We start from the raw sequence: 22,435 nt of genomic DNA, 5'->3' as shown, positions 1-22,435 counted from the left end.
AGTTCGACGGTTTCCAGGGGCTTTGGTCCCGACCGTGGCCGGGCCGGTAGGCCGGTCAGGATCTCGTGGTGACAGCCTGTTGGCCGTGGGTGTCGGCGTCGGCCGTGGGCTGGGCGGTGTCACGCACGGCGGCCGGGGCCGGCTGCGGCGCGGGGGCGGGTGTGCGGCGGCCGCGGTAGACGACGTACGGGCGCCACAGGTAGGCCAGCGGCGCCGACCAAACGTGCACGAGCCGGGTGAACGGCCAGAGCGCCAGGAACAGGAACCCGCCGATCGCGTGCAGCTGGAACACCAGCGGGGCGCCGCTCATCAGCGACGGGTCGGGCTGGAACCAGAAGATGCCACGGAACCAGACGGCGATCGTCTCCCGGTAGTCGTACCCGTCGCCGAACAGGTTGATCACCACGGTGCCGCTCATGCCGAGCACGACCATGGCGGCCAGGGCGGCGTACAGGATCTTGTCCATGGTTGTGGTGACCCGCCGGATGCGGCCGTTGACGAAGCGGCGGGCGATCAGCAACGCCAGGCCCACCACCAGCATGATTCCGGTGATCGTGCCGCCGGTGACCGACACCAGGTGGTAGGTGTGCTCGGAGACGCCGACGGCCGCGGTCCACGAGGCGGGGATGAGCAGGCCCATCGCGTGCCCGCCGATCACCCCGAAGGCGCCCAGGTGGAACAGCGGCGAGCCGAGCCGCAGCAGCCGATTCTCCAGCAGCTGGCTGGTGTGGGTGGTCCAGCCGAACTGGTCGTGGCGCCACCGCCACACGTGACCGGCCGTGAAGACGGCCAGGCAGGCGTAGGGCAGCACGATCCAGATCAGGGCGTTCATCGGGACACCTCCGCGTTTCCGCAGGCAGGGTAGGGAGACAGGTCGGGCCCGAGGCCCACCGCGTCGAGACCTACGGTCTCCACCGGAGGCCCGTCGGAGGCCAGAGCGGTGAGCGCGGCGAGATCTTCGCCGGTCAGTTGCGGCAGCACGGCACAGATGACATCGAGGATCAGCGCGTACGGCGTACGAGCGTCGTGCAGGGCCGCGCGCAGCAGCTCGATCCCCTGCCGGTGCTGGCGCAGCGGGGCTTCGCCGGCGCCGGGCCCGACGGTGGCCGCGAACTCCAGCACGATCGGCAGCAGGTCGGGCAGTTCCCCGTCGGCCAGGTGCAGCCCGTGCGCCCGGTACCGCTGCTTGAGCATGAGCAGCGCCATCCCGCGTTTGCGGGTGTCGCCGTGCAGGTAGTAGGTGAGGTAGAGCCCGGACCGGCGGCGCAGGTCGAAGGTCTGCACGTAGTGCCGCTGTACCTCGGTCCGGGTGCCGGTGAGCAGCCACTGCACGAACCGTTCCAGCTCGTCGACGCCGGCCGCGGCGGCGCGCAGTTCGTCGCCGGCCGCCAGTAGTTCCTCGTCGGGGTAGGTGAGCAGCAACGATGTCAGTTGGAACAGGTCGGAGCGGTTCATCAGCGGCCTCGCAGCGGGTTGATGCTGAGCCCGAGTCGGCCGTCGCCGCGCCGGTTGAACAGGTTCGGGCGACCCGGCCGTACCTGCTCGGCGTCGACCAGGTGGAAACGCTCGGCCGCAGCGTCGCCGCCCATGCCCGGACCGCCCTCGCAATCGAGCGAGCAGTCGCCGTTCGCGGCGGCCTGCGCCTCGAGCGCCGCCGCGTCCTTGGCGTGCGCCGCCGGGATGACGTAACGCTCGTCGTATTTGGCGATGGCCAGCAGCCGGTACATGGCTTCGACCTGCTCGCCGGTCATGCCGATGCCGTCGAGCAGGTCGCTCGCGACGGTGCCGTCCAGGGTGCGGGCCCGCATGTAGGAGCGCATCGCGGCCAGTTTCATCAGCACGCCGCCAGCGGTCGCGGTGTCGCCGGCGGTGAACAGCGACGCCAGGTATGCGACGGGGATCCGCAGGTCGTCGATGGTGTGGAAGATGTCGTCGGCGTTGGTGTCGTCGCGGCCGGCGGCGCCCACAGCGTCCAGGACCGGGGACAGCGGCGGCACGTACCAGACCATCGGCAGTGTCCGGTACTCCGGGTGCAGCGGCAGCGCGATCCGGTACTCGCTGATCAGTTTCCACACCGGCGACGCCTTCGCGGCCTCGATCCACTCGTCCGGGTGGCCGGCGTCGCGGGCGGCCTGCTGCACTGCCGGGTCGTGGGGGTCCAGGAAGACGGCGCGCTGGGCGTCCAGCAGGCCCTCGTCGGGAACCGATGCCGCGGCCAGGACGGCATCCTCGTCGTACCAGAGAATGCCCAGGTAGCGCAGGCGCCCGACACACGTCTCGGAGCAGATGGTCGGTTGTCCGGCCTCGATCCGTGGGAAGCAGAAGGTGCACTTCTCGGCCTTGCCGGTGGCGTGGTTGACGTAGACCTTCTTGTACGGGCACGCCGACACGCACATCCGCCAGCCACGGCAGCGGTCCTGGTCGACCAGGACGATGCCGTCCTCCTCGCGCTTGTACATGGCGCCGGACGGGCACGCCGAGACGCACGCCGGGTTGAGACAGTGCTCGCAGATGCGCGGCAGGTGGAACATGAAGGTCTTCTCGAACTCGAACTGGACCTTCTCGGTCATGTTCTTCAGGTTCGGGTCCTGGTCGAAGGTGTCGCCGCCGAGCGAGTCTTCCCAGTTGGCGCCCCAGGTGATGGCCATCGGCTCGCCGGTCAGTGTCGAGTACGGTTGCTTGACCGGGGTGTCGGTCAGGCCGGCCGGCGCGTTGACCAGGATGTCCTTGTCGAAGGTGGCCGGTTCGTAGTAGTCGTCGATGGTCGGCAGGTCGGGGTTGGCGAAGATCCGGGACAGCCGCTTGGCACGGCCGCCGCTGCGCAGCACCAGGCGGCCCTTGTTGTCGAGTTTCCAGCCGCCCTTCCAGCGTTCCTGGTCCTCGTAGTGCTTCGGGTAGCCGATGCCGGGCTTGGTCTCGACGTTGTTGAACCAGACGTACTCGGTGCCCTCACGGTTGGTCCAGGTCTGTTTGCAGGTGACCGAGCAGGTGTGGCAGCCGATGCACTTGTCCAGGTTCATCACCATGGCGACCTGCGCTCGAATGCGCATCAGTACTGCACCTCCTGCGTACGGCGGCGGATCACGGTGATCTCGTCGCGCTGGCTGCCGATCGGGCCGTAGTAGTTGAAGGCGTAGGTGAGCTGGGCGTGCCCGCCGGCCAGGTGGGTCGGTTTGATCAGCAGCCGGGTCATCGAGTTGTGGTAGCCGCCGCGTTTACCGGACTTCTCGGCCTTGGGGACGTTCACCGTGCGTTCCGGCGAGTGGTACTGGAAGACGGTGCCCTCGGGCATCCGGTGGGAGACCACGGCGCGGGCCACGACGACGCCGTTGCGGTTGTGGGCCTCGACCCAGTCGTTGTCGCGGACCCCGATCTTGGCGGCGTCCTGGACGCTCATCCAGATCACCGGGCCGCCCCGCGACAGCGCCAGCATGAGCTCGTTGTCGTGGTACATCGAGTGGATCGACCATTTGGCGTGCGGGGTCAGGAACCGTACCGTCACTCCCCCGTCGACGGCGTCGCCGGGCTTGCCGAAGTGCCGGGCCATGTTCAGCGGCGGCCGGAACGCCGGCAGTTGCTCGCCGAGTTCGGCCACCCAGTCGTGCTCGATGAAGAAGTGCTGGCGGCCGGTGATCGTGTGCCACGGCTTGAGGCGCTCGACGTTGATCGTGAACGGGGAGTAGCGGCGGCCGCCCTTCTCCGAACCGGACCACTCCGGGCTGGTGAACACCGGCTGCGGTGCTTGCTGCGTCTGCGAGTAGGTGACCCGATCGGTCTCGTGGCCCTCGATCAGGTCGGTGAACTTCTGGCCGGTGCGCTTCTCCAGCTCCTCGAAACCCGCGTGGGCGACCCGCCCGTTGGTGGTGCCGGAGAAGCTGAGGATCGCCTCGCACATCCGGTCGGCGGTGGCCAGTGACGGACGGCCGTCGATCACCCCGTTCTGGTGCTTGAGGTAGTCGACCTCGGTCGTCACGTCGACGGTGATCGCCTTCGTGGTGGTGCCGAGCTTGTCCATCAGCGGGCCGACCGTGCGCATCTTCGCCCCGATCAGGGTGTAGTCGCGCTCGATCTCGATCAGCTTCGGCATGGTCCTGCCCGGGACCGGGTCGCACTCGCCGAACTTCCAGTCCCGGACCCGGCCGCTCGGCATCGCCAGTTCGTCCGGGGTGTCATGCTGCAGCGGCGCGGCCAGCACGTCGATGCGGGTGCCCAGGTGGGTGACGGCGAGTTCACTGACCTTGTCGGCCAGGGCCAGGAACGTGTCGTAGTCAGTGTGCGCGTCACCGGGCGGCTCGACGGCGGGGCTGAACGCGTGCACGAACGGATGCATGTCGGTGGTCGAGATGTCGTGCTTCTCGTACCAGGTCGCGGCCGGCAGGACCAGGTCGGAGTGCAGGCCGGTGTTGGTCATCCGGAAGTCCAAAGCGGTCAGCAGGTCGAGTTTGCCGACCGGCGCGTCGTCGCGCCAGGTCACGTCGCGGGGGCGCTCGCCGGGGCCGCACTCGGTGGCGGTCGCGGTGCCGTCGACGCCGAGTAGATGACGCATGAAGTACTCGTTGCCCTTGCCGGAGGAGCCGAGCAGGTTGGCCCGCCACAGGGTGAGGCAGCGCGGGAAGTTCGCCGGGTCGTCCGGATCCTCGGCCACCGGTTTCAACGAGCCGTCCGTGAGCGACTCGACGACGTACTGCTGCACCGGTTTGCCGGCCTCGGCGGCGTCGGTCGCCAGGTCGAGCGGATTGCGGTTGAAGAACGGGTGGCCCGGGCTCCAGCCCATCCGCTGGGCCGCCGCGACCGTGTCGGCGAACGCCATCCCCGCGAACCGGCCGGTGCCCAGCGGCGACGACAGCTCGTCGGCCGGGATCCGTTCGTAGCGCCACTGGTCGGTGTGCAGGTACCAGAACGGCGTCGACGCCTGATGCCGCATCGGCCGCTGCCAGTCGAAGGCGAAACTCATGTGCTGCTGGCCGGTGATCGGGCGGGCCTTCTCCTGGCCGACGTAGTGCGCCCAGCCACCGCCGTTCACCCCCTGGCAGCCGGTCAGCGTGACCAGGGAGATGAACGCCCGGTAGGTCATGTCGGAGTGGAACCACTGGTTCGCGCCGGCACCGAGGACGATCATCGAGCGGCCGTTGCTGCGCTCGGCGTTGCGGGCGAACTCCCGGCCGATCCGGGCCGCCAGCGTCGCGTCGACGCCGGTGATCTTCTCCTGCCAGGCCGGGGTGTTCGGGGAGTCCGCGTCGTCGTAGCCGGTCGGCCATTCGCCGGGCAGGTCGCCGCGTTTCACCCCGTACGTCGCCATGACCAGGTCGAAGACGGTGGTGACCAGGTGTTCGCCGATGCGGCGGACCGGGACGCCGCGGCGGATGGTGGTGCCGCCCTCGGTGTCGCCGATGTCGAAGCGTGCCATCTCGATCTCGGCCGCCTCGTCGCTGTCGACACCCAGGGCGGGGACCACGCCGCCCAGGTCGAGGTTCCACGTTCCGGGTTCGCCGTAACGGTGGCCCAGGGATCCGTGGGGAACGATCAACTCGCCGGTGCGGGAGTCGATCAGGACGGTCTTGTGTTCACCGTCGGCTTCGCCCAGGTCGGCGGCGGTGAGGAACCGGTCGGCCTTGCCGTCCACGATCGTCACCAGAAACGGCAGATCGGTGTATCTGCGAACATAGTCGGTGAAGTACGGGACCTCACGGTCGCGGAAGAACTCGGTCAGGATCACGTGGCCCATCGCCATCGCCAGCGCCCCGTCGGTGCCCGGATGCGGGGCCAGCCAGTCGTCGGCGAACTTCACGTTGTCCGCGTAGTCCGGGCTGACCGCGACGACCTTGGTGCCCTTGTACCGGGCCTCAGCCAGGAAGTGCGCGTCCGGCGTACGCGTGACCGGGATGTTCGAACCCCACATCATCAGGTAGGTGGCGTTCCACCAGTCGCCGGCCTCGGGCACGTCGGTCTGGTCGCCCCAGATCTGCGGGGACGCGATCGGCAGGTCCGCGTACCAGTCGTAGAAGCTGAGCAGGGTGCCGCCGAGCAGCGCGTGATAGCGGGTGCCGGCCGCGAACGACGCCATCGACATCGCCGGGATCGGCGAGAAACCGACCACCCGGTCAGGGCCGTACTTCTTGACGGTGTAGACGTGTGCGGCCGCCATCAGCTCGATCGCCTCCTCCCAGGAGGCCCGCACGAAACCGCCGCGACCCCGCTGCGACTTGTAGGCCTGTGCCTTCAGCGGCGTCTCGACGATCTCGGCCCACGCGGCCACCGGGTCACCCAGGCGCTGCCGCGCCTCCCGGAACATCTCGGCCAGAACACCACGCAGGTACGGGTGACGCACACGCGACGGCGAGTACTCGTACCAGGAGAAACTCGCCCCTCGCGGGCAGCCCCGCGGTTCGTAGTCGGGTGAGTCCGGCCCGGTCGTCGGATAGTCGGTGGCCTGATGCTCCCAGGTGATCAGCCCGTCCTTGACGAACACGTTCCACGAGCAGGAGCCGGTGCAGTTGACACCGTGGGTGGACCGGACGACCTTGTCGTAGCGCCAGCGGTCGCGGTAGAACGCGTCCCACTCACTGTCGTCGACCCGGTGCAGGGTGCGGCCGTGGTCGCCGACCGTCTCACGGGTGAGGAAACGCCGGGCGGCGAGCAGTGGCGCCGCGCCGGGGACATGATCGGTCGTGGGGTGCTGTGCGGCGTCCGGCATGCGCTGTGCTGACACGGTGGTCTCCTGCGTCGCAGCGGCGACCGGCCCGATCCGGTCGGTGCCAGGCGGTAGCGCGGCACCCCACCAGACTGCCCACGCACTTCGACGAATTCCGGTGGCCATGGTCCCCCCTCGAACGGGACCAAAGTCCGCAATCACTGTCGGCGGGCCCCGCTGATCTCTACGTACGGGACGTTCGGCCCTGGTGATCCGTACCTCCGGGGTCGCAGATCATCAGCGTGACGAGTCCATCCGGCCGGCGGCGTTGAAGGAGACAGACATGACCATGGCCGAGTCGCAGGAGTGGCTGACCGACGCTGCCGGGGCGCTTGGCGTGCCACCGCTGTCAGCGGAGCAGATCGAGGTGCTACTCGACGTGGTTCGCGTGGTGGCGCATGGTGTGGCCCGGCCGGCCGGGCCGCTTGCCGCCTATCTGGCCGGTGTCGCGGTCGGGCGTGGGGCCAATCCCGCAACCGTCCCGGCCGTGCTGGCGGCCCTGGTGACCGGGGACGAGCTGTGAGCCGCGCCGGGGTGCTGTGACATCAAACCCTCCCCGAGTTTTGATGCCTTCGACCGTTGTAACGTTGGGTGTCATGGAAACCATGCCGACAGGGCCGAGTGGCGAGACGATCGACACGCCCCGCCACCGGGCACTGGGATCGGACAGCCGCGTGACGATCCTGCGGGCGGTCCGCGCCGCCGACGGCGGGCTGACCGCCGCCGATGTGGCCGCCGGCACCGGCCAGCACCTGTCGACCACCCGCACTCACCTGGAGCGGCTCGTCGAGGCGGGGCTGCTGGTCAAAGCCCGAGCCAGTGGCGGGTTGCCCGGCCGGCCCGCCTGGCGTTATCGGGCGACCGGCGACGGCCCGGTCCCGGCGCCGTACCGGTCGTTGACCGTCGCGCTGCTGGAGCATCTGGCGCCGGTGGGCGGCGACGTGCGCGAGGCCGCCGGTCGGATCGGCCAGGACTGGGGACGCCACCTGGCCGCCGCCGACCCCGACGGCGACGACCCGATCGCCGCGGTGACCAGAGTCCTCGACGGTCTCGGGTTCGACCCGGCCGTCCAGCCGGACCCCGGCGACGGGCGCACCCGGGTCCATCTGCACACCTGCCCGTTCCTGGACCTGGTCGGGCAGAATCCGGACGCGATGTGCGGGCTGCACGCCGGCGTCATCCGAGGCGTCCTCGAACAGCGGGGCGCGCCCGCCGGCGAGACGATCCTGGAGCCCTTCGGAGCCCCGACAGCCTGTGTCGTGCACCTGCCGCGGCTCGCACCCGCCGACCCCGACGGCACACGGTGACCGTGTTCGGAGTCGCCGGCACCCCGATCACCGTCACCGCGGCCACCACGGTCACGCCACCCGCCGGGCGCACCCGTTCGGTGCCGGGCTGGCGGCGATCACCGCCTGACCAGTGTCCCTCGACGGTTCCACCCACCATCACACGCCGTCAGCGGCACGGCCCTGCCTGCCCACGATCCGAGGCCACAGCGTGAAGCATATGAACCCCGTCACCGCCGGTGAGGAAACCGGCTCTGCGAGCCGGACGTCGCGAGCCGGTGACGGATCGAGCCGTCGCAGCGGTTCTCGCCGTTCCGCCGTTCGCCGGTACATACCGCCTCAGCACGGTGCTTGGGCGATGCTGTTGATCCCCTACTCGGCGGGTCTGCTGGTGGCCGGGTTCCGGTGGCCCGACCTGCCTCTGCTCGGCGCGTGGCTGGCCGGCTATCTGCTGTCCTACTTCGGGTTGCAGGCGGTGAAGACCCGCCGGCCGCGCCGATTCGGTACACAGCTACTGGCCTACGGCACGGCCACCGCGGTGTTCGCCGTTCCGCTGCTGATCGTCCGTCCCGGGCTGCTGGTGTTCGCGCCGGCATTCATCGCGCTCGCCGCCGTGAACATCGGTTATGCCGTACGCCGTAACGAGCGGGCGCTGGTCAACGACTTCGCCTCAGTCGCGCAGAGCTGTCTCATGATCTTGATGGTGGCGCAGGTGGCCGGGCAGCCACTCGCCCACGTGTTGCTTACGTTCCTGCTGGTGCTGCTCTACTTCACCGGTACGGTGCTCTACGTCAAGACGATGATCCGCGAACGCGGGGTCGTCGCGTACCGCCGGCTCTCGATCGGCTATCACCTGCTCGCGCTGGCGGTAGCAGCCTCGACCGGGGCACTGCCCGCGCTGGTCTTCGCCCTGCTGCTGGCGCGTGCGTGGCTGCTGCCCGGCCGCAGGCTCACGCCGAAGCAGGTCGGCTTCCTGGAGATCGGTGCGAGCGTCCTCGTCCTGGTGGCGGCCACCATATGACCCGTGATGCGCCGAACCGGCCACGGGCCGCCTGCTCTGCACGGTCGGATCTACGCATACAACCACCGTCTGGACATGTCCACCCGCACATCGCCGATGAACCGTCTGCCGCCGACGCCGCCCTGCACGCGTCCGGCGTCGCACCCGTCGCCGCCTTCACCGCCGCCATGAGGGGCGCCGTCAGGCGACCCGGAACCGACCGAACAGGAGAACAGATCATGTCCACGTCATCACTGTCGGCCCTCGCCGCCGAACATCTTGAGGTAGCCCGGACCTCACCGAGCGGCCGTAGCGCCCACACCGTCGTCGGCGGGCACACCCGCACACTGCGCCAGACCCTGATCGCGTTGCTCGGTGGCCAGACTCTCGACGAACACGAGAATCCCGGTGAAGCCACCGTCCACGTGCTGTCCGGGCGAGTGCGTCTGACCACCCGGGACACGTTCTGGGACGGCGAGACCGGGGATCTGATCGTCGTGCCCGACGCCCGGCACACCCTGTCGGCTGTCGAGGACGCCGCAGTCCTGCTGACCGTCGCGAAGCTCCCGTAACCGGCGAGCCCAGTCTCGCCTTGCCCCCGAGCCCGACCAACTCGATCCACGTCCCGTCGGCGCAGCACCGGCGCCGTCCCACCAACGACCTCGTAGAACACCCCGGCGCCGGATTTCAGACGCGCCCCGGCGCGTATCGGGCTGTCTGTCCCATCCGGCAGCTTGAACTCGGCCGTCTTCGCCAGTCTCACGGGGCATCCTCTCGGCTGTTGTCGGACGGGCAGCCCAGGGGCATGTCGTCGCCTCGACCGGGTGGGCGTTCAGCGTCGGGGTTGGAGCAGGGCGGCGAGTTCGGTGTCGATGACTTCGGCGGCGTAGGTGGCAGCGTCCGGGGTGATCGGGCGTAGCAGACCGAACACCTCCATGGACACCAGACCGTGGAGTCGGACGAACAGGTCGAGCCAGACGGCGAGGACCTCTGTCGGCACACGTCGTCCGTGCCGCATGGACCACGCCTCGAGTTGTTCGGCGGTGCCCGTCGATAGGCGGGCTGCGCGTCGGTGCAGGGTGTCGGGGTCGAGGTGGCCTCCGGCGTGGGCGCGGGCGAACAGCTCGAGGGTGAACCGGCCGATGCGGCTACCGGCATGCGCAGTGTCTTGCGGCGGCGCGACGTAGCCGGGGACGGGTGTGCCGTAAGCGAGCCCGAACTCGGCTGGGTGGGCCACCGCCCATGCCCGGTACGCGTGGCAGGCCCCACGCAGCGCCTCCCCCATGTCATCGTGCGCACCGCCGGTTTCGACGGCGTCGGCGTGCTCGTCGAATGCGGCGACGATGAGGTCGGTCAGCAGCTCGTCGCGACTCGGGAAGTAGCGGTAGAGGGCGGAAACGGCGATTCCGACCTCGCGGGCGACAGCACGCAGGGACAGGCCGGCAGCGCCGGCGCGACGTAGTTCCTCGAGGGCAGCGGCCCGGATGGCAGCGAGCAACTCCTGTCGGCGGCGGGCCCGCAGGCCGGTGGCAGCGGTCGTCATCCCGCCATGATCCCACGAAAAGAGAACACTGCTCTTGACACACCGAGCTGGGAGAACAATGCTCTAAACAAGAACATCGTTCTCTATGAGAGCACTGCATTGGGAGAGTCGTCCATGACCACCGCAGCACCGACGGCGGCACCGACCGCCGTCCGCGACCTGTTCACCAACCGATGGCTGCTGCTGTTCCTTGCCGCATGGGCAGCCGCCACCGCCTACATCCTCACGACCGACCGGTCCGTACTGCCACTCTCCGACCAAGAGCCGATCGGGTACTTCTCCGGCATCATCGGCGGCGTCGTCGGCATCACGTTCCTATTCCTGCTCGCACGACGGCATGCACCTATCGACCATCGCAACGCCCCCGAATTCCGCAATCCAGGCAGGGAGACCGCCGGACTACTCGCCTGGATGGCGGCGGTCCTGGCGGCCGGCAGTGTGTTCGGCATCCGTACCCACATCGCGTTCGTCGGGCTCGCACCCGGCGCGCAGGCCGTCTGGGACCGGCAGACCCCCGCGACCACCCTGACCTGGGCAATCTTCAACTTCGTCACCCTTGCGGTGCTGCCGTACTGGTTCTTCCGTTACCGGCTGGGCTACCGCCCGGACAGCATGCTGCTGCGGTTCGACCGGCCGAAGGCCTGGATGCCCTACTTCCTCCTCGTCGGGCTCCCGCCGATCTTCTTCGTCGCCACCCCCGAGTACTACACGACGTCCGTCACCGGGCACGCGCTGACCCTCGTGCTGTTCATCGTCGGGTCGTTCCTACCCATCATGATCACGACTCAGTCGCTGCTGACCCCGCGGTTGTCGGTTCTGGCGCGGTCATGGGTGACCGGATCGGTCCTGTCCGCACTCGCGTACGGCGCCCTCAACATCACCGAGGCGTTCCTCGCCTGGGATTCGCCCGCGCGCGCCGCCTTGTCTCTCGCCTGGTTCATGCAGGTCGCGTTCTGGGGTCTCGCGAAGGCCGTCACGACGCTGCGGACCGGCAACGCCTGGCTGCACATCGCCACCACCCACACCATCCACCTCGCCGAGGCCCCAGCCGTCGCAACCACCTTCAACCTGCGATGATCGCGACCCTGCTCGCCCATGCCGGGCACGTCGCGCCCGCCAGCGGCACCGAAGCGCCGATCGGGGTGGCGCTGCTGCTCACGGGCGCGGCGACGGCACTGTGGCGATCCCGCAACCAGACGGTCACCCAGCAGGACATCGACACCTCCACGTCCACCGGCCGGCCCGCGTTCCCCTGCTCAGCGCGCTCGAGGAATTCACCGTAAACTGATCGCGGAGGGCACCCGGGAAGTCCTGGCCGCCACCACCAACCACGGCCGCAACGGCGGGCACCCGCACACGCTGTCCATGTGCCAGATCAAACAGGCCTACCAGATACTCGACGAACGCGGCCCCGACGGCCGGCCAGCCGGGAACGTCACCGGCATCGCCCGGCACTTCGCGGTGTCCCGGCCGACGATCTGCAGACTCATCGACGACCGTGCCGAACCGGCCGCCCACTTTCCCTGCCGGTAGCCGCATCACGGAAAGGTATCGTGACCATCATGAACCTGGAGGAACTCGCCCAGCGGGTCGCCGCGCTGGAAGCCGAGGTCAGCGTGCTGCGCCAGGAGGCGGCTGCGGCCCGCGCGCTGGCATCCGGCGCCGACCGCGACGTCGCCGACTACCGGTCCGAACTGCGCGGGCACACCCGCACGCTCCATGCTCTACGAGAGACGCAACTCGAGCAGGGGCAGGCGATCAGCGGGCTCGGTGAGAAGGTCGACCATCTGACCGGGGCGGTCGGCCACATCCGCGACCAGCACGGCGCGAGCCTGACCGAGATCGTGGGACTGCTCAACCACCTGGTCGACCGTGATGGCGGGCAGCAGTAGGTTCACCCGAACGCCGTGAACCGGAACGCGTTTGTCCTGTTCCGCCAGATGCGTTAGCTTTCGGCCTGCCTGCGGGAACCCCGGGTGTCAGTGCACTGTGATGAGGCCGCGGGCACCGCGTTCGGCGTCGACCATGATGTGGCTGACGAACGGGTAGTGGCCGGGCTCGGACAGGACCGTTTCGACAAATCCGCCGCCGGCCGGGGCCAGGTCGAGTACTTGCGCGGCGCCGGGATCGTCGGGGCGCAGTTGCCACTGTCCTTCGCGGTAGACGGTGTCGAAGTGGGCGCCGACGACGTGGAAGGCGCTGGCGCGGTTGGGGCCGGCGTTGAGGACCCAGATCCGGATCCGGTCACCGAGGGCGGCGGTCAGGGGGCGGTGGGCGTACTGGTTGACGTAGCCGTTGAACACGACGGCGTCAGGGCGTTCGGTCTGCATCTTGGCCAGGTCGCCAGACCGGCCGTCGGCGCCGAGATAGAACTCGGATTGGACCAGGACGTATTCGTGGTCGACGGCCGGCAGGCCGGGTGGGTCGATGATGACCGCGCCGTACATGCCGTTGCCGATGTGGTGCAGCATCGGCATGGTCGAGCAGTGGTACATCCAGATGCCGGCTGCGGTGGCGGTGAACCGGTAGATCAGGCGTTCGCCGGGGTTGATGGGACGCATCGGCTGGTCGGGGGCGAGAGCGCCGGCGTGGAAGTCGATGCCGTGGTCGAGGCTGCCGTCGTTGATCAGGGTGATCTCGAAGGTGTCGCCGACACGCCCGCGCAGCACCGGGCCGGGGGCGGTGCCGTTGAACGTCCACAGCTGCTGGGTCACCCCGGGTGCGATCTCCCGCTGCACCTCTTGGACGTGCAGGTCGAGCCGGTGCACCCGGGCGGTGGGAGTCGCCGGTGCGGCGGCGTCGCGGGCGGTGAACCCGGCGGCCGGGGTGGCCATCGCGTCGAGCGACGGTGCTACGGCGGGCGCGTCGCCGGTGGTGTGGCCGGTGCTGTGCTCACCGGGGGTGTCCGGTGATCCGGTGGTGGTGATGGTGAGTGTCATGCCTGCCTGCCGGTGTCCGGGCAGGGAGCACCAGCCGTCGACGGTGCTGCCGATGATGCCGGCGTCGAGGCTGGTGCCGGCGCCGGGGCCGATGCTGCCGGTCGTGGCGCCGGTGGCCAGGACGAGGTCGTGGCGCCGGTGGTCACGGTTGGTCAGATCGATGACCAGACGGTCTCCGGCCGGAACGGTGATGTGGTCCGGGTGGAAACGCATCCCGTCGGCGGTGACGGCCACCGTCGTGGTGTGCCCGGTCGCGGTGACCCCGGCGGCGGATACCGGGGTGGGGTTCGTGGTGGTGATGCGCTGGGCGGCCGTGCCGACCAGGACGGCGGTCAGGACGAGGGCCAGGCCGGTGGCGAATCCGCCGAGGTGGCGTGGCCCGCCGGTCGCCGGCTGTGGTGCGGGATGGGTCACGGTTTCCTCCGGGCGGTCAGCAGCACGCGGGTGACGGGGATCAGGAACTGCACGAGAGCGGCCAGGATCAGCAGGGACGTGGTGATCCGGATGTAGGAGCCGACCGGCAGCAGGAAGACCACGAGCGCGGTGTTGGCCATGGTCACGCGCTGGGCGGAGCGCCGGTCGAGGACCGAGGTGCGCTCGCGTACCGCGGCCGGGCCGCCGCCGAGTGCCATGGGCAGCAGGTAGCTGAGGGAGCCGAGCAGCACCTGCGCGACGAACCCGATCAGCAGGGGCGTCAGCATCGTGCTGTACCGGTCGGCGGCCTGGGCGGCGGTGCCGGCGGTGAGCAGGATCCGGGCGTCGACGGCCAAGGCGAGGATCAGCCAGCCGCCGGCGGCGGCGATGGACCAGGCGGCGTACGAGGCGGGAGGTTTGACTCGCCCGGCCCGCCAGGCCGGGCCGGCGGTCAGGGCGACGGCCATGGCGAACAGGGCGAGCCCGCCGGCTGCCAGCAGCGGCCACCAGGACAGCAGCCCGACCGCGAGTACGGCCAGGCCGGTCACCGCGGTGGGCAGTGCGGTACGGCTGGCGGTGGCCGCGCTGTCGGCCATGCGGGTCCGCAGCACGGTCGGCCAGAACGTGAGCACGGTGCCGAGCACGGTGAGGGTGACCCAGCCGAGCAGGTTGACGTGGGCGTGCACCAGCAGCAACCGCGGCCGGGTGGTGTCGTCGACCACGAGCATCCACGCTCCCACCGGGATCCCGGTCAGCAGCGCCGTCGTGGCGGCCAGGTAGTAGCGCACGGTGATCGCGAACCGGGACGGGACCGCGGCCCGCAGCTTGCGGGCGAGCCAGAGCAGCTGGGACACGACCGCGGCGAACACCGCCACCGCCCCGGCGACGCCGAGCCACGGCCGGTCGAAAGCACCACTGGCCAGCACCGCCATGACCCCGGCGTTGTGCACGGTCAACTGCGTCACGTCAGCGCGGCGGTGAGCCGGTGCCGGGATCCGCAGGATCGCGGCGGTGAAATGCGCGCTCCACACCAGGATGGCGTTGGTGACCGCGCCGAGCAGCAGCAGGTGCATTCCGAGCCACCGCCACGCCGGCAGCCACGGGTGAACCAATGCCACCACCATCAGGGCTGCCAGGTAGGCCAGGGGGATCAGCGCGGCCCGGCGATGCCATCGGGCGCGCTCGCTCAGACCTCCGCTCGTCTGCACCGGCGTTGCCGCGGTGGTCACGACGCCACCCGGACGGTACTGCGGACCTCCGGCTGCGCCACCACCGACAGTGCGATGGCGCATCCGGCGAACCCGACGACCGCCGCGACGTTGGCCAGGCCCGCCCACCGCCACACCGGCTCCCAGCCCGCGCCGTCACCGAACCCGATGCGGATCAGCAGCGACAGGTGCAAGAGCACGAGTGGGGCGTACAACAGTCGGTGGTACGGCAGCGGGCGGCGCAGCACCGCCGGGAGGATCACCGGCGCGTGCACGAAGATCATCGACATGGTGAAGCCGAGGAACACCGCGTGCAGCACCGTGTCGTACCGGGGACCGTCCAGGACGAGGCCGCCACCGGCCCACAGCAGACCGGCCAGGGCCAGCCACGCGTAGCCGGCCAGCAACCCCACCGCGATGTAACGGGGCAGGCCGGACGAACGCACCAGGCGGCGGGCCACGTCGTACACCACCAGCCAAGCCGTCACCGCCAGCAACCCGAAACCGAACAGATGCGCCCCCGCGACGGGTACGGCGGTGCTCCCTGCGGCCCCGACGACCAGGGTCAGAACCGCGGCGAGGAACAGACGCGGCGCGTTCGGGTCACGCAGCGCGACATGGGCCAGTTCCAGACGCTCCCCGGCGATCGTCGCGACGACGAACACCGCGAGCCACGGCACCGTCTCGGCGACGGTGAACCCGGCCAGCCACAACAGGGTGGTGGCATACCAGGCGAACGCCCCGGCCGCCTGCGCGAGCAGCGCGACGCTCGGCTGGCGCCGCCACAACGCCCGGTAGACGCCCACCAGGATCACCGCGGCCAGCATCAGCAACCCGTGCCCCGCCGCCCCCGGGCCGGCCACGACCAGGCCGATCGCGCCCGCCCCGGAGCAGGCGGGACCCAGCAGCGCCCAGCGGGCGCCGAGCGCGACCGCCCGTTCCAGGCCGATCAGCGTGCCGACGAAGCCGAACACCATCACCGGCCCGTGCACCTGCTCCAGCGCGACGGTCGGAGCCGGGACCGGCACCGACAGCAGCAGCACCCCGGCGTACAGACCGGCGACCAACGCGAATCCGCCCGCCAGCAGGACGGGAACACGCCAGGCCACCGGCACCCGGCCGGCCGGCCGGGGATTTCCTTCGTTGCGGCCCGATCCCCGCGCCGGGCGCCGGGGAGTGTCGAGTCTCTCGCCGGACGGACCTTTCCGTGTGGTTTCCACGGCCGTTAACGTTACAACGCAATTTAACGTCAAAACCTTGGGAGGGTTCCATGTCACAACGTCGTCCCCCACATCGCGTGCCGGCACAGCCGACCGGCATCCGTCCGGGATGCCGTGGGAACAGGCCTACGCCACCGCCCGCGACACGCCGCAGCCGCTGCCCTCCGAACACCTCGCGATCAGCACGGCGACCGGGCGCGTCCTGGCCGCCCCGATACTCGCCCGGTCGGCCGCGCCGGCCTTCGACGCCGCGGCCATGGACGGCTACGCCATCGCCGGGCCGGGACCGTGGACCGTCACCGGCCGGGTCCTGGCCGGCCATCCGGGCGAAATCCACCCGTTACCGACCGGCGCCGCCGTCGAGATCGGCACCGGAGCACCGGTCCCCGCCAACGCCGACGCTGTCCTGCCGTACGAGCACAGCCACTGCGACGGGCCGACCGTGACCGGCACGATCGGCCGCCAACGCCACATCCGCCGCACCGGCGACGACACCCGGCCCGGTGATCTGATCGTGCCCGCCGGCCGGATCGTCACCGCCACGATCGCCGCAGCCGCCGTCCAGGCCGGTACCGAAGACGTGCTCACCCACCAGCCGCCGACGGTCACCCTGCTCGTCACCGGAGACGAGATCATCGCCGCCGGCACGCCCGGTCCCGGCCAGGTCCGCGACAGCTTCACCGGGCTGGTCCACGCCATCACGCACCGGGCCGGCGGCCTGCTGAGCGCCAGCAGTCTCCTGCGTGACGACCCGGCACTGCTGCACACCGCGCTCGACGACGCGGACACCGACGTGGTCGTGGTCAGCGGCTCCTCCTCGGCCGGCGCCGCTGACCACCTGCACACCGTGCTGAACACCGAGAAGGCGACCTGGCACGTACGGTCGGTCGCCTGCCGCCCCGGCCACCCGCAGGCCCTGGCCTGCCTACCGGACGGACGCTTCGTGATCAGCCTGCCCGGCAATCCACACGCCGGCCTGGTGGCCGCCCTCACCCTGCTCGAACCGCTGCTGCGCACCCTCAGCGGACGGCCCGTCGGCCCGTTGCCCACCACGGAGGTGACCGGCACCGCGACACCGGTGCCCGGCGGCGTACGCATCGTCCCCGTCCGCATCGACGGCGCCACGGCAAGGATCATCGCCGGCACGGGTTCCGCCGGGCTGCGTGCCGCCGCGGCAGCCGACGCACTCGCCGTACTACCGCCACGCTGGACCTCCGGTGACCGGGCAGCCACCCTGACCCCCGCCTGATCAAGCGTGAGCGCCGGGCATGGTCCGGTCGATCGTGCCCCCACAACCCCGACAGCCGCGGGATACCAGCCCGTCCACCTCGCCGCGCCCCAGCGGGCATACGCCACGACAAGGGACTTGCCGTCTGGCCGCACCGCAACGGCGGCGGGCAGGCTCCCGGTACTGCAAAGTGCACACAGTCCCAGCTGAAACCGCACTGCAGGAGGAACCGATGCCGCCCGTTGCATCACCCGTCGGGCTCGACGGCGACGACCGCGGACCTGAAAGCCGGACCCGGGGCCGACAACCGGGAACGCCACCGCCCGATCTCGACCTACGACCGCACCAACCTTGAACACGACGCCGCTGGACGTGACCATGAACTGGGCTCACGGCACACCACGGTTACCGAGGGCCGATGAGCACCGCCGCCTCACCGCAGGTCGGGCAATCGCCCGGCCCGGGTGGATTGACCTTGCCCCCCGGTGTACCTGCCCGGCGCCGGACGCGGTGTCGGGCAACGGCGCGTCGAGCAGCAGCAGCGCGGCGTACAGGCCACCGAGCAGCACAAACCCGCCGGCCGCCAGCAACGGGAGCCGCGCTGCGACCGGAATGCCAGGCCGGCCGTTCACGGGCACGCCCGCTCGCCGTTCGCGGGTTCGGCGGCCGCCGCGGGCATCGGGGCCGAGTGGGTCCGGACCCGGACCACGCAGACGCCCGGCGCGGCGAACGGTTCCAGGTCGGTATCGGCGGCCGAGGCGCCCAACGCGCCCAGCGCGCCGCCGATCACTCCCAGATGCACACCGCACACCACATCGGGGTGCGCGAGAGCGAGTTCCAGGAAGGGGCAGGACCGCAGGTGCACGACCGCGGCGCCCGGTCCGGGCCGGTCGACGACCTGCGGGGTGAAACCGAGCCCATCCAGAACCTGCACCAGACCATCCATCGGTGTGGTCCGGACGGCGGTCTCGCGCAGCGGCGCAACCAGCGATCGGCCCCAGTCCCGACCCGCACGCACGCCAGCGGCCTGCGGGTCGTCCGCGTCCCGGGCGAGGTGCCCGATCAGTGCGGCGGCCATCTCTCGATACGGCCGGCCGGCACCGTCGTCGTGCTCCTCGGGACGCTCGACGGCCAGGTAGCGCCAGGCCGGCCGGCCCGGCGAGCCGTCACTGCGGCGCTGTCTGGCCAGCAGGCCCGACTTCGCCAGCTGGTCCAGATGTGCCCGCACCGTGCTCGGATGCAGCCCGGTCGCCTCGACCACCTCTGCCGCGGTCACCCCGCCCTCGGTGCGGCGCACCAGGTCCAGCATCCGGACCCGGCTCGCTGCTGCCAGTGCTCGATGCCGGGCGGTGTCTGGTACCTCACTGGATGGTCCGGGCCCTATCGCGGTCATGGAAACAAGGTTATAACGGTAAAGGCCAGCAAAACTAGTGGAGGGGCGTCATGTCACAACCCGGACCGGTCCGAGCCATCAACCACGCCGGCAGCGCTGCGGATCAGACCGCCGCCCGAGCCGTCGTGCGGCATCACGCTCAACTCGCCGCGGGTGTGCGTCGGCGTGTCGAGGCACTCCTTCACCTCGTCGACGGCGGATACCTGCTCAAGGCGGAAGACGCCCGCCGGGACCTGCTGGCGTACTTGCACGGGGAGGTGCTTCCGCACGCCGCGGCTGAAGAGGTGGCCCTCTACCCGTCGGCTGCGGCCGTGCCCGCCGGGAACCTGCTCGTCCAAGGCATGACCGCCGAGCACGTTGTGTTGACCGCGCTGGTCGCTGAGGTGTCGGGCACCAGTTCCCTGGTGCGGGCAGCCGCGGCTGCCAGGGCGCTGGATGCGATGTTCGTGACCCACCTGGCTAAGGAGAACGATCTGGTGCTGCCGCTGCTGACCGCGGCGCCGGAGGTTTCCCTGGCTGAGATCCTGGCCGGCATGCATGAGCTGCTCGGCGCCGACGATGAAATCGCAGCCGGTAGCTCCGCTGCTGAGCGACCGGCCGGCGGATGCGGCGGTGAGAGCTGCGGTTGCGGCGTCGACCAGACGGCCACGACTGCGCTGCCGCTGGGTGTCGACCGCCGCCTTGACGTGCGCGAAGTCGAGCACGAACAGCGGCACGAATTGGTACTGTCCACGGTAGCTGCCCTGTTGCCCGGCGATGCGGTCGTCCTGGTCGCCTCGCACGCGCCCCGCCCGGTCCTCGCCGAGATCGGTGACCGCTTCGGCGCGCAGATCGACGCCCAGTGGCTGCAGTCCGGGCCCGCGGTGTGGCAGATCCGCCTGGAACGGGTTGCGGAGCCAGCGTGAAGATCGTTCGACGGATCGAATCTCACATGATGCCACCGGGATGTCCGGCCCACGTTAATGGAACCCGTGGCCCTGCTTCCGGGGCCGGAGTCCGCACGCTGGCCGAGGGCGCCGCATCCGACGGCCTGGATCGATGACCACCGACGCGAAACGACACGTGGAGACAACGATGAGCACAGGGCAGCCCAGCGCCGGTACGCCCGGCGCCGGACAAGCGACCGGGACGGGACGGCAGCGGGTGGTGACGCTCGTCCTGGCCGCCGTCGGGTTCGCGGTCAATTTCTGGGCCTGGGCGCTACTCAGCCCGCTGGCACCCAGGTTCAAGGATGTTCTCCACCTAGGTGCGTTCCAACAGGCTCTGCTGGTCGCGGTACCGGTCGTCGTCGGCTCCGTGGGCCGGATCCCGGTCGGCGCGCTGACCGACCGGTTCGGCGGACGGGTCATGTTCCCGCTCGTCTCCTTGACCACCATCGTCCCGGTGCTCTATCTGGGCCTGTCCGGGCACTCCTCGTTCGCCGGGCTGCTGGTCGGCGGATTCTTCCTCGGGATCGGTGGTACCGCCTTCGCCATCGGCGTACCGGTCGTCAACGCCTGGTTCCCGCCCCAGCGCAGGGGTCTGGCGATCGGGCTGTTCGGCGTCGGCATGGGCGGCACCGCGATCAGTGCACTGACCACTGTCAAACTCGTCACCGCCCACGGCATCGCCACCCCGTTCATCGTCACCGCGATCGTCCTGGCCGCCTACGCCGCGCTGACGGCGCTGCTGTTACGTGACGCACCCGGCCGGATCCTGCCGACCGAGCCGCTGGCGCAACGGCTGGCAGCCACCGCACGGCTAAGGATCACCTGGCAGGCGGCAGCTCTGTATGCCGTCCTGTTCGGCGGCTACGTCGCGTTCTCGGTTTACCTTCCGGCCTACCTGAAGGCCGCCTACGGGCTGGCCCCGGCCGACGCGGCCAACCGAATGGCCGGGTTCGTGCTGCTCGCCGTGGTGATGCGCCCGATCGGCGGCTGGTTGTCCGACCGGCTCGGCCCCACCCGTGTCCTTGCCTCGGCGCTCGCCGTCGTGGTCGTCGGGGCGGCCACCGCGGCGTTCACCCCGAACCTCGCGCCGCTGGGTACGATCGCGTTCCTGGCCATGGCGGCGGCGCTCGGCACCGGTAGCGGCGCGACCTTCGCGTTGGTCGCCCTGCTCGCACCACAGAACAAGGTCGGCTCGGTCACAGGCATCGTGGGCGCCGCAGGCGGCCTCGGCGGGTTCGTCCCACCGCTGATCATGGGTGCCCTGTACGAGCAGTACGACTCGTACGCCTTCGGCTTGGCCGCCCTCGCATTCGTCGCCCTCGCCGCGCTGGCATTGACGGTGACCGCTGTCGCCAAAAGCGTCGGCCGACCGGCCGACCGGGGCACCACGGTCAACGGGAGCGCCGCCCATGTGTGAGTACTGCGGCTGCCAGGCCATAACCGCTATCGACGATCTGACCCGCGAACATGACCTGGTCGTCAACCTCATCGGCGAAGTCCGCGGCGCCCATGCGGCGACCGATAATGCGCGCATGGCAGAACTGGCCTGCCGGATCACGGCTGTCCTCGAGCCGCACACGCAGGTCGAAGAGCACGGCCTGTTCCCAGCGCTGGCCGCCGATTTCCCTGACCACGTCACGGCCTTGCTGGCCGACCACCGGCACATCGAAGCGGTCCTCGGTGAAGCCGCGCACGGAACGCCCACCGACCCGACCTGGCCCGGCCTGCTCATCGCCACCCTCGAACTGCTCCGCGAGCACATCCTCAAAGAGCAGGACGGCGTCTTCCCGGCCGCGCTCGCCAACCTGAATCCTGACGACTGGGACGCTGTCGACACCATCCGCGCCAAGGTCGGCACTGTGCTGCCAGCTTTCGGCCGCTGACCAACCGGCCCATGCTTCCATGGGCGCCCTCAGGTTCGGTCCAGGCCGCCATGCCCGGAAGCCGGAAGCCGGAAGAAAATGACAATGTTCCTGCATGTCTGGGGTCTAAGATGAAATTCATCACGCGGAAGCGGACTACGAACGTCTCGACGGTCCTCGAGGGGAGACCCGATCGCGGGCAGCCGACCCGACCCGCAACAGACCCCGCGACAACCAGCAGGCCGGGACGACTCGGTGACCGAAACGCTGGTCGGCACCCGCAGATTCTCCGCCCGGGTCGACGTCTCGGTCGATCACCGCGCGTCGCCGCGCTCTCCTGGTACACCTACTCGCCGACCCGGGTGCACTACCCGTACATCCGCGGGGTGCTGCTCAAGATGTACCGCGAGCCCAAGGCCGCCTGCAGCGATGGCCCGGTCGCCGCGTGGGCCGACGTTGTCTGCGACCCCGTCAAGTCCCACCGGCACAAATCGGAGCTCGGCAAGGGCGGCCTGGTTCGCGCGACCCCGTATGTCGTCGGGCTGCGGTTGCCGCCGGCGAACGCAGCCTCAACCCTGCTACTGACCCTGACCGCCGTACGCCGAACCGCGCATCGGCACGACGAGGAGATGTCCCTATCATGACGCCCGGCCAGAACCCCCGTGACAACACCGGCAGTTCGGGACACCCCGATCAGCCAGGTTTGGACGGCCCGCTGAGCG

General features: G+C 70.1%; 22 protein-coding genes. 13 read left to right on the top strand and 9 right to left on the bottom strand.

Annotated features, from left to right (window positions below):
• Positions 1-55 precede the first annotated feature (55 nt).
• From narI to BLU81_RS44920, 4 genes are read right to left on the bottom strand one after another with little or no spacing between them, the layout of a single operon-like run.
• Entirely contained in the window at positions 56-832 is a 777-nt protein-coding gene (gene narI / locus BLU81_RS44935; protein ID WP_092555533.1) for a respiratory nitrate reductase subunit gamma, read from the bottom strand.
• Positions 829-1,455, bottom strand: coding sequence for a nitrate reductase molybdenum cofactor assembly chaperone (narJ, locus tag BLU81_RS44930; protein WP_092555531.1), 627 nt, complete (start codon positions 1,453-1,455; stop codon positions 829-831). The genes narI and narJ overlap by 4 nt, the downstream gene beginning before the upstream one ends.
• Entirely contained in the window at positions 1,455-3,050 is a 1,596-nt protein-coding gene (gene narH, locus BLU81_RS44925) for a nitrate reductase subunit beta (RefSeq protein WP_092555529.1), read from the bottom strand. Before narH ends, narJ begins: the two co-directional genes overlap by 1 nt.
• Positions 3,050-6,694, bottom strand: coding sequence for a nitrate reductase subunit alpha (locus BLU81_RS44920; RefSeq protein ID WP_373873345.1), 3,645 nt, complete (start codon positions 6,692-6,694; stop codon positions 3,050-3,052). The genes narH and BLU81_RS44920 overlap by 1 nt, the downstream gene beginning before the upstream one ends.
• A gap of 280 nt (positions 6,695-6,974) precedes the next feature.
• Here BLU81_RS44920 and BLU81_RS44915 point away from each other — a divergent pair, with 280 nt between their 5' ends.
• The 4 genes from BLU81_RS44915 (at position 6,975) to BLU81_RS44900 (ending at position 9,549) form a co-directional block, all read left to right on the top strand.
• Positions 6,975-7,214, top strand: a complete 240-nt coding sequence (locus tag BLU81_RS44915) for a DUF6457 domain-containing protein (RefSeq protein WP_373873342.1) — start codon at positions 6,975-6,977, stop codon at positions 7,212-7,214.
• An 82-nt stretch (positions 7,215-7,296) separates the two neighbouring features.
• Positions 7,297-7,998: a helix-turn-helix transcriptional regulator gene (locus BLU81_RS44910; protein WP_092558559.1), complete on the top strand. Its 702-nt coding sequence runs from the start codon at positions 7,297-7,299 to the stop codon at positions 7,996-7,998.
• 199 nt (positions 7,999-8,197) lie between these two features.
• Positions 8,198-8,998 carry a YwiC-like family protein gene (locus BLU81_RS44905; protein WP_092555527.1) on the top strand — a complete coding sequence of 267 codons (801 nt, stop codon included), beginning with the start codon at positions 8,198-8,200 and terminating at the stop codon, positions 8,996-8,998.
• Between the two features lie 218 nt (positions 8,999-9,216).
• Entirely contained in the window at positions 9,217-9,549 is a 333-nt protein-coding gene (locus BLU81_RS44900; RefSeq protein WP_092555525.1) for a cupin domain-containing protein, read from the top strand.
• Positions 9,550-9,809: 260 nt separating this feature from the next.
• Here BLU81_RS44900 and BLU81_RS44895 read toward each other — a convergent pair whose 3' ends face one another.
• A complete protein-coding gene (locus tag BLU81_RS44895) occupies positions 9,810-10,520 on the bottom strand; it encodes a TetR/AcrR family transcriptional regulator (RefSeq protein ID WP_092555523.1) in 711 nt (236 codons plus the stop codon).
• A gap of 114 nt (positions 10,521-10,634) precedes the next feature.
• Here BLU81_RS44895 and BLU81_RS44890 point away from each other — a divergent pair, with 114 nt between their 5' ends.
• The 4 genes from BLU81_RS44890 (at position 10,635) to BLU81_RS44880 (ending at position 12,412) form a co-directional block, all read left to right on the top strand.
• Positions 10,635-11,597, top strand: a complete 963-nt coding sequence (locus BLU81_RS44890) for a hypothetical protein (RefSeq protein ID WP_092555521.1) — start codon at positions 10,635-10,637, stop codon at positions 11,595-11,597.
• Positions 11,594-11,803: a hypothetical protein gene (locus tag BLU81_RS44885; RefSeq protein ID WP_092555519.1), complete on the top strand. Its 210-nt coding sequence runs from the start codon at positions 11,594-11,596 to the stop codon at positions 11,801-11,803. The genes BLU81_RS44890 and BLU81_RS44885 overlap by 4 nt, the downstream gene beginning before the upstream one ends.
• Positions 11,804-11,885: 82 nt before the next feature.
• On the top strand, positions 11,886-12,053 hold the full coding sequence (locus BLU81_RS48955; protein WP_157752040.1) for a hypothetical protein: 168 nt from the start codon (positions 11,886-11,888) through the stop codon (positions 12,051-12,053).
• A gap of 29 nt (positions 12,054-12,082) precedes the next feature.
• Complete coding sequence (locus tag BLU81_RS44880; RefSeq protein WP_157752039.1) at positions 12,083-12,412, top strand: hypothetical protein; 330 nt, start codon at positions 12,083-12,085, stop codon at positions 12,410-12,412.
• A gap of 87 nt (positions 12,413-12,499) precedes the next feature.
• On the opposite strand, the gene BLU81_RS44875 is transcribed toward BLU81_RS44880, so the two are convergent.
• The 3 genes from BLU81_RS44875 to BLU81_RS44865 are packed head-to-tail and all read right to left on the bottom strand — an operon-like array spanning position 12,500 to position 16,301.
• On the bottom strand, positions 12,500-13,873 hold the full coding sequence (locus BLU81_RS44875; protein WP_092555515.1) for a multicopper oxidase domain-containing protein: 1,374 nt from the start codon (positions 13,871-13,873) through the stop codon (positions 12,500-12,502).
• Entirely contained in the window at positions 13,870-15,102 is a 1,233-nt protein-coding gene (locus BLU81_RS44870; protein WP_231953832.1) for a hypothetical protein, read from the bottom strand. The genes BLU81_RS44875 and BLU81_RS44870 overlap by 4 nt, the downstream gene beginning before the upstream one ends.
• Positions 15,099-16,301 (bottom strand): hypothetical protein, encoded by a 1,203-nt coding sequence (locus tag BLU81_RS44865; protein WP_231953831.1) that lies wholly within the window; start codon positions 16,299-16,301, stop codon positions 15,099-15,101. The genes BLU81_RS44870 and BLU81_RS44865 overlap by 4 nt, the downstream gene beginning before the upstream one ends.
• A gap of 109 nt (positions 16,302-16,410) precedes the next feature.
• On the opposite strand from BLU81_RS44865, the gene BLU81_RS44860 reads away from it, so the two are divergent.
• The gene (locus tag BLU81_RS44860) at positions 16,411-17,550 is read left to right on the top strand and encodes a molybdopterin-binding protein (protein ID WP_092555511.1); all 1,140 of its coding nucleotides are present in this window, start codon (positions 16,411-16,413) and stop codon (positions 17,548-17,550) included.
• Between the two features lie 607 nt (positions 17,551-18,157).
• On the opposite strand, the gene BLU81_RS44850 is transcribed toward BLU81_RS44860, so the two are convergent.
• Positions 18,158-18,922, bottom strand: coding sequence for a helix-turn-helix transcriptional regulator (locus BLU81_RS44850; RefSeq protein WP_092555507.1), 765 nt, complete (start codon positions 18,920-18,922; stop codon positions 18,158-18,160).
• Between the two features lie 50 nt (positions 18,923-18,972).
• On the opposite strand from BLU81_RS44850, the gene BLU81_RS44845 reads away from it, so the two are divergent.
• The 4 genes from BLU81_RS44845 (at position 18,973) to BLU81_RS44830 (ending at position 22,357) form a co-directional block, all read left to right on the top strand.
• On the top strand, positions 18,973-19,827 hold the full coding sequence (locus BLU81_RS44845; RefSeq protein WP_231953830.1) for a DUF2249 domain-containing protein: 855 nt from the start codon (positions 18,973-18,975) through the stop codon (positions 19,825-19,827).
• Positions 19,828-19,996: 169 nt separating this feature from the next.
• Entirely contained in the window at positions 19,997-21,268 is a 1,272-nt protein-coding gene (locus BLU81_RS44840; RefSeq protein WP_092555505.1) for an MFS transporter, read from the top strand.
• On the top strand, positions 21,261-21,734 hold the full coding sequence (locus tag BLU81_RS44835; RefSeq protein WP_092555503.1) for a hemerythrin domain-containing protein: 474 nt from the start codon (positions 21,261-21,263) through the stop codon (positions 21,732-21,734). The genes BLU81_RS44840 and BLU81_RS44835 overlap by 8 nt, the downstream gene beginning before the upstream one ends.
• A gap of 365 nt (positions 21,735-22,099) precedes the next feature.
• Positions 22,100-22,357 carry a hypothetical protein gene (locus BLU81_RS44830; protein ID WP_157752038.1) on the top strand — a complete coding sequence of 86 codons (258 nt, stop codon included), beginning with the start codon at positions 22,100-22,102 and terminating at the stop codon, positions 22,355-22,357.
• Positions 22,358-22,435: the final 78 nt, after the last annotated feature.

The organism is Actinoplanes derwentensis, from assembly GCF_900104725.1.
In the GTDB taxonomy this organism is placed as follows: domain Bacteria; phylum Actinomycetota; class Actinomycetes; order Mycobacteriales; family Micromonosporaceae; genus Actinoplanes; species Actinoplanes derwentensis.
This window is presented reverse-complemented; position numbering and strand designations above follow the sequence as displayed.

Excerpts from the sequence above, each read along its gene's own strand:
- BLU81_RS44840 (WP_092555505.1), top strand. The coding sequence starts at position 19,997 with ATGAGCACAGGGCAGCCCAGCGCCGGTACGCCCGGCGCCGGACAAGCG.
- BLU81_RS44850 (WP_092555507.1), bottom strand. The coding sequence starts at position 18,922 with ATGACCGCGATAGGGCCCGGACCATCCAGTGAGGTACCAGACACCGCC.
- BLU81_RS44900 (WP_092555525.1), top strand. The coding sequence starts at position 9,217 with ATGTCCACGTCATCACTGTCGGCCCTCGCCGCCGAACATCTTGAGGTA.
- BLU81_RS44860 (WP_092555511.1), top strand. The coding sequence starts at position 16,411 with ATGCCGTGGGAACAGGCCTACGCCACCGCCCGCGACACGCCGCAGCCG.
- BLU81_RS44835 (WP_092555503.1), top strand. The coding sequence starts at position 21,261 with ATGTGTGAGTACTGCGGCTGCCAGGCCATAACCGCTATCGACGATCTG.
- narH (WP_092555529.1), bottom strand. The coding sequence starts at position 3,050 with ATGCGCATTCGAGCGCAGGTCGCCATGGTGATGAACCTGGACAAGTGC.
- BLU81_RS44895 (WP_092555523.1), bottom strand. The coding sequence starts at position 10,520 with ATGACGACCGCTGCCACCGGCCTGCGGGCCCGCCGCCGACAGGAGTTG.
- narJ (WP_092555531.1), bottom strand. The coding sequence starts at position 1,455 with ATGAACCGCTCCGACCTGTTCCAACTGACATCGTTGCTGCTCACCTAC.
- BLU81_RS44890 (WP_092555521.1), top strand. The coding sequence starts at position 10,635 with ATGACCACCGCAGCACCGACGGCGGCACCGACCGCCGTCCGCGACCTG.
- BLU81_RS44920 (WP_373873345.1), bottom strand. The coding sequence starts at position 6,694 with ATGCCGGACGCCGCACAGCACCCCACGACCGATCATGTCCCCGGCGCG.
- BLU81_RS44905 (WP_092555527.1), top strand. The coding sequence starts at position 8,198 with ATGAACCCCGTCACCGCCGGTGAGGAAACCGGCTCTGCGAGCCGGACG.
- BLU81_RS44910 (WP_092558559.1), top strand. The coding sequence starts at position 7,297 with ATGCCGACAGGGCCGAGTGGCGAGACGATCGACACGCCCCGCCACCGG.
- BLU81_RS44880 (WP_157752039.1), top strand. The coding sequence starts at position 12,083 with ATGAACCTGGAGGAACTCGCCCAGCGGGTCGCCGCGCTGGAAGCCGAG.
- BLU81_RS48955 (WP_157752040.1), top strand. The coding sequence starts at position 11,886 with ATGTGCCAGATCAAACAGGCCTACCAGATACTCGACGAACGCGGCCCC.
- narI (WP_092555533.1), bottom strand. The coding sequence starts at position 832 with ATGAACGCCCTGATCTGGATCGTGCTGCCCTACGCCTGCCTGGCCGTC.
- BLU81_RS44885 (WP_092555519.1), top strand. The coding sequence starts at position 11,594 with ATGATCGCGACCCTGCTCGCCCATGCCGGGCACGTCGCGCCCGCCAGC.
- BLU81_RS44845 (WP_231953830.1), top strand. The coding sequence starts at position 18,973 with ATGTCACAACCCGGACCGGTCCGAGCCATCAACCACGCCGGCAGCGCT.
- BLU81_RS44915 (WP_373873342.1), top strand. The coding sequence starts at position 6,975 with ATGACCATGGCCGAGTCGCAGGAGTGGCTGACCGACGCTGCCGGGGCG.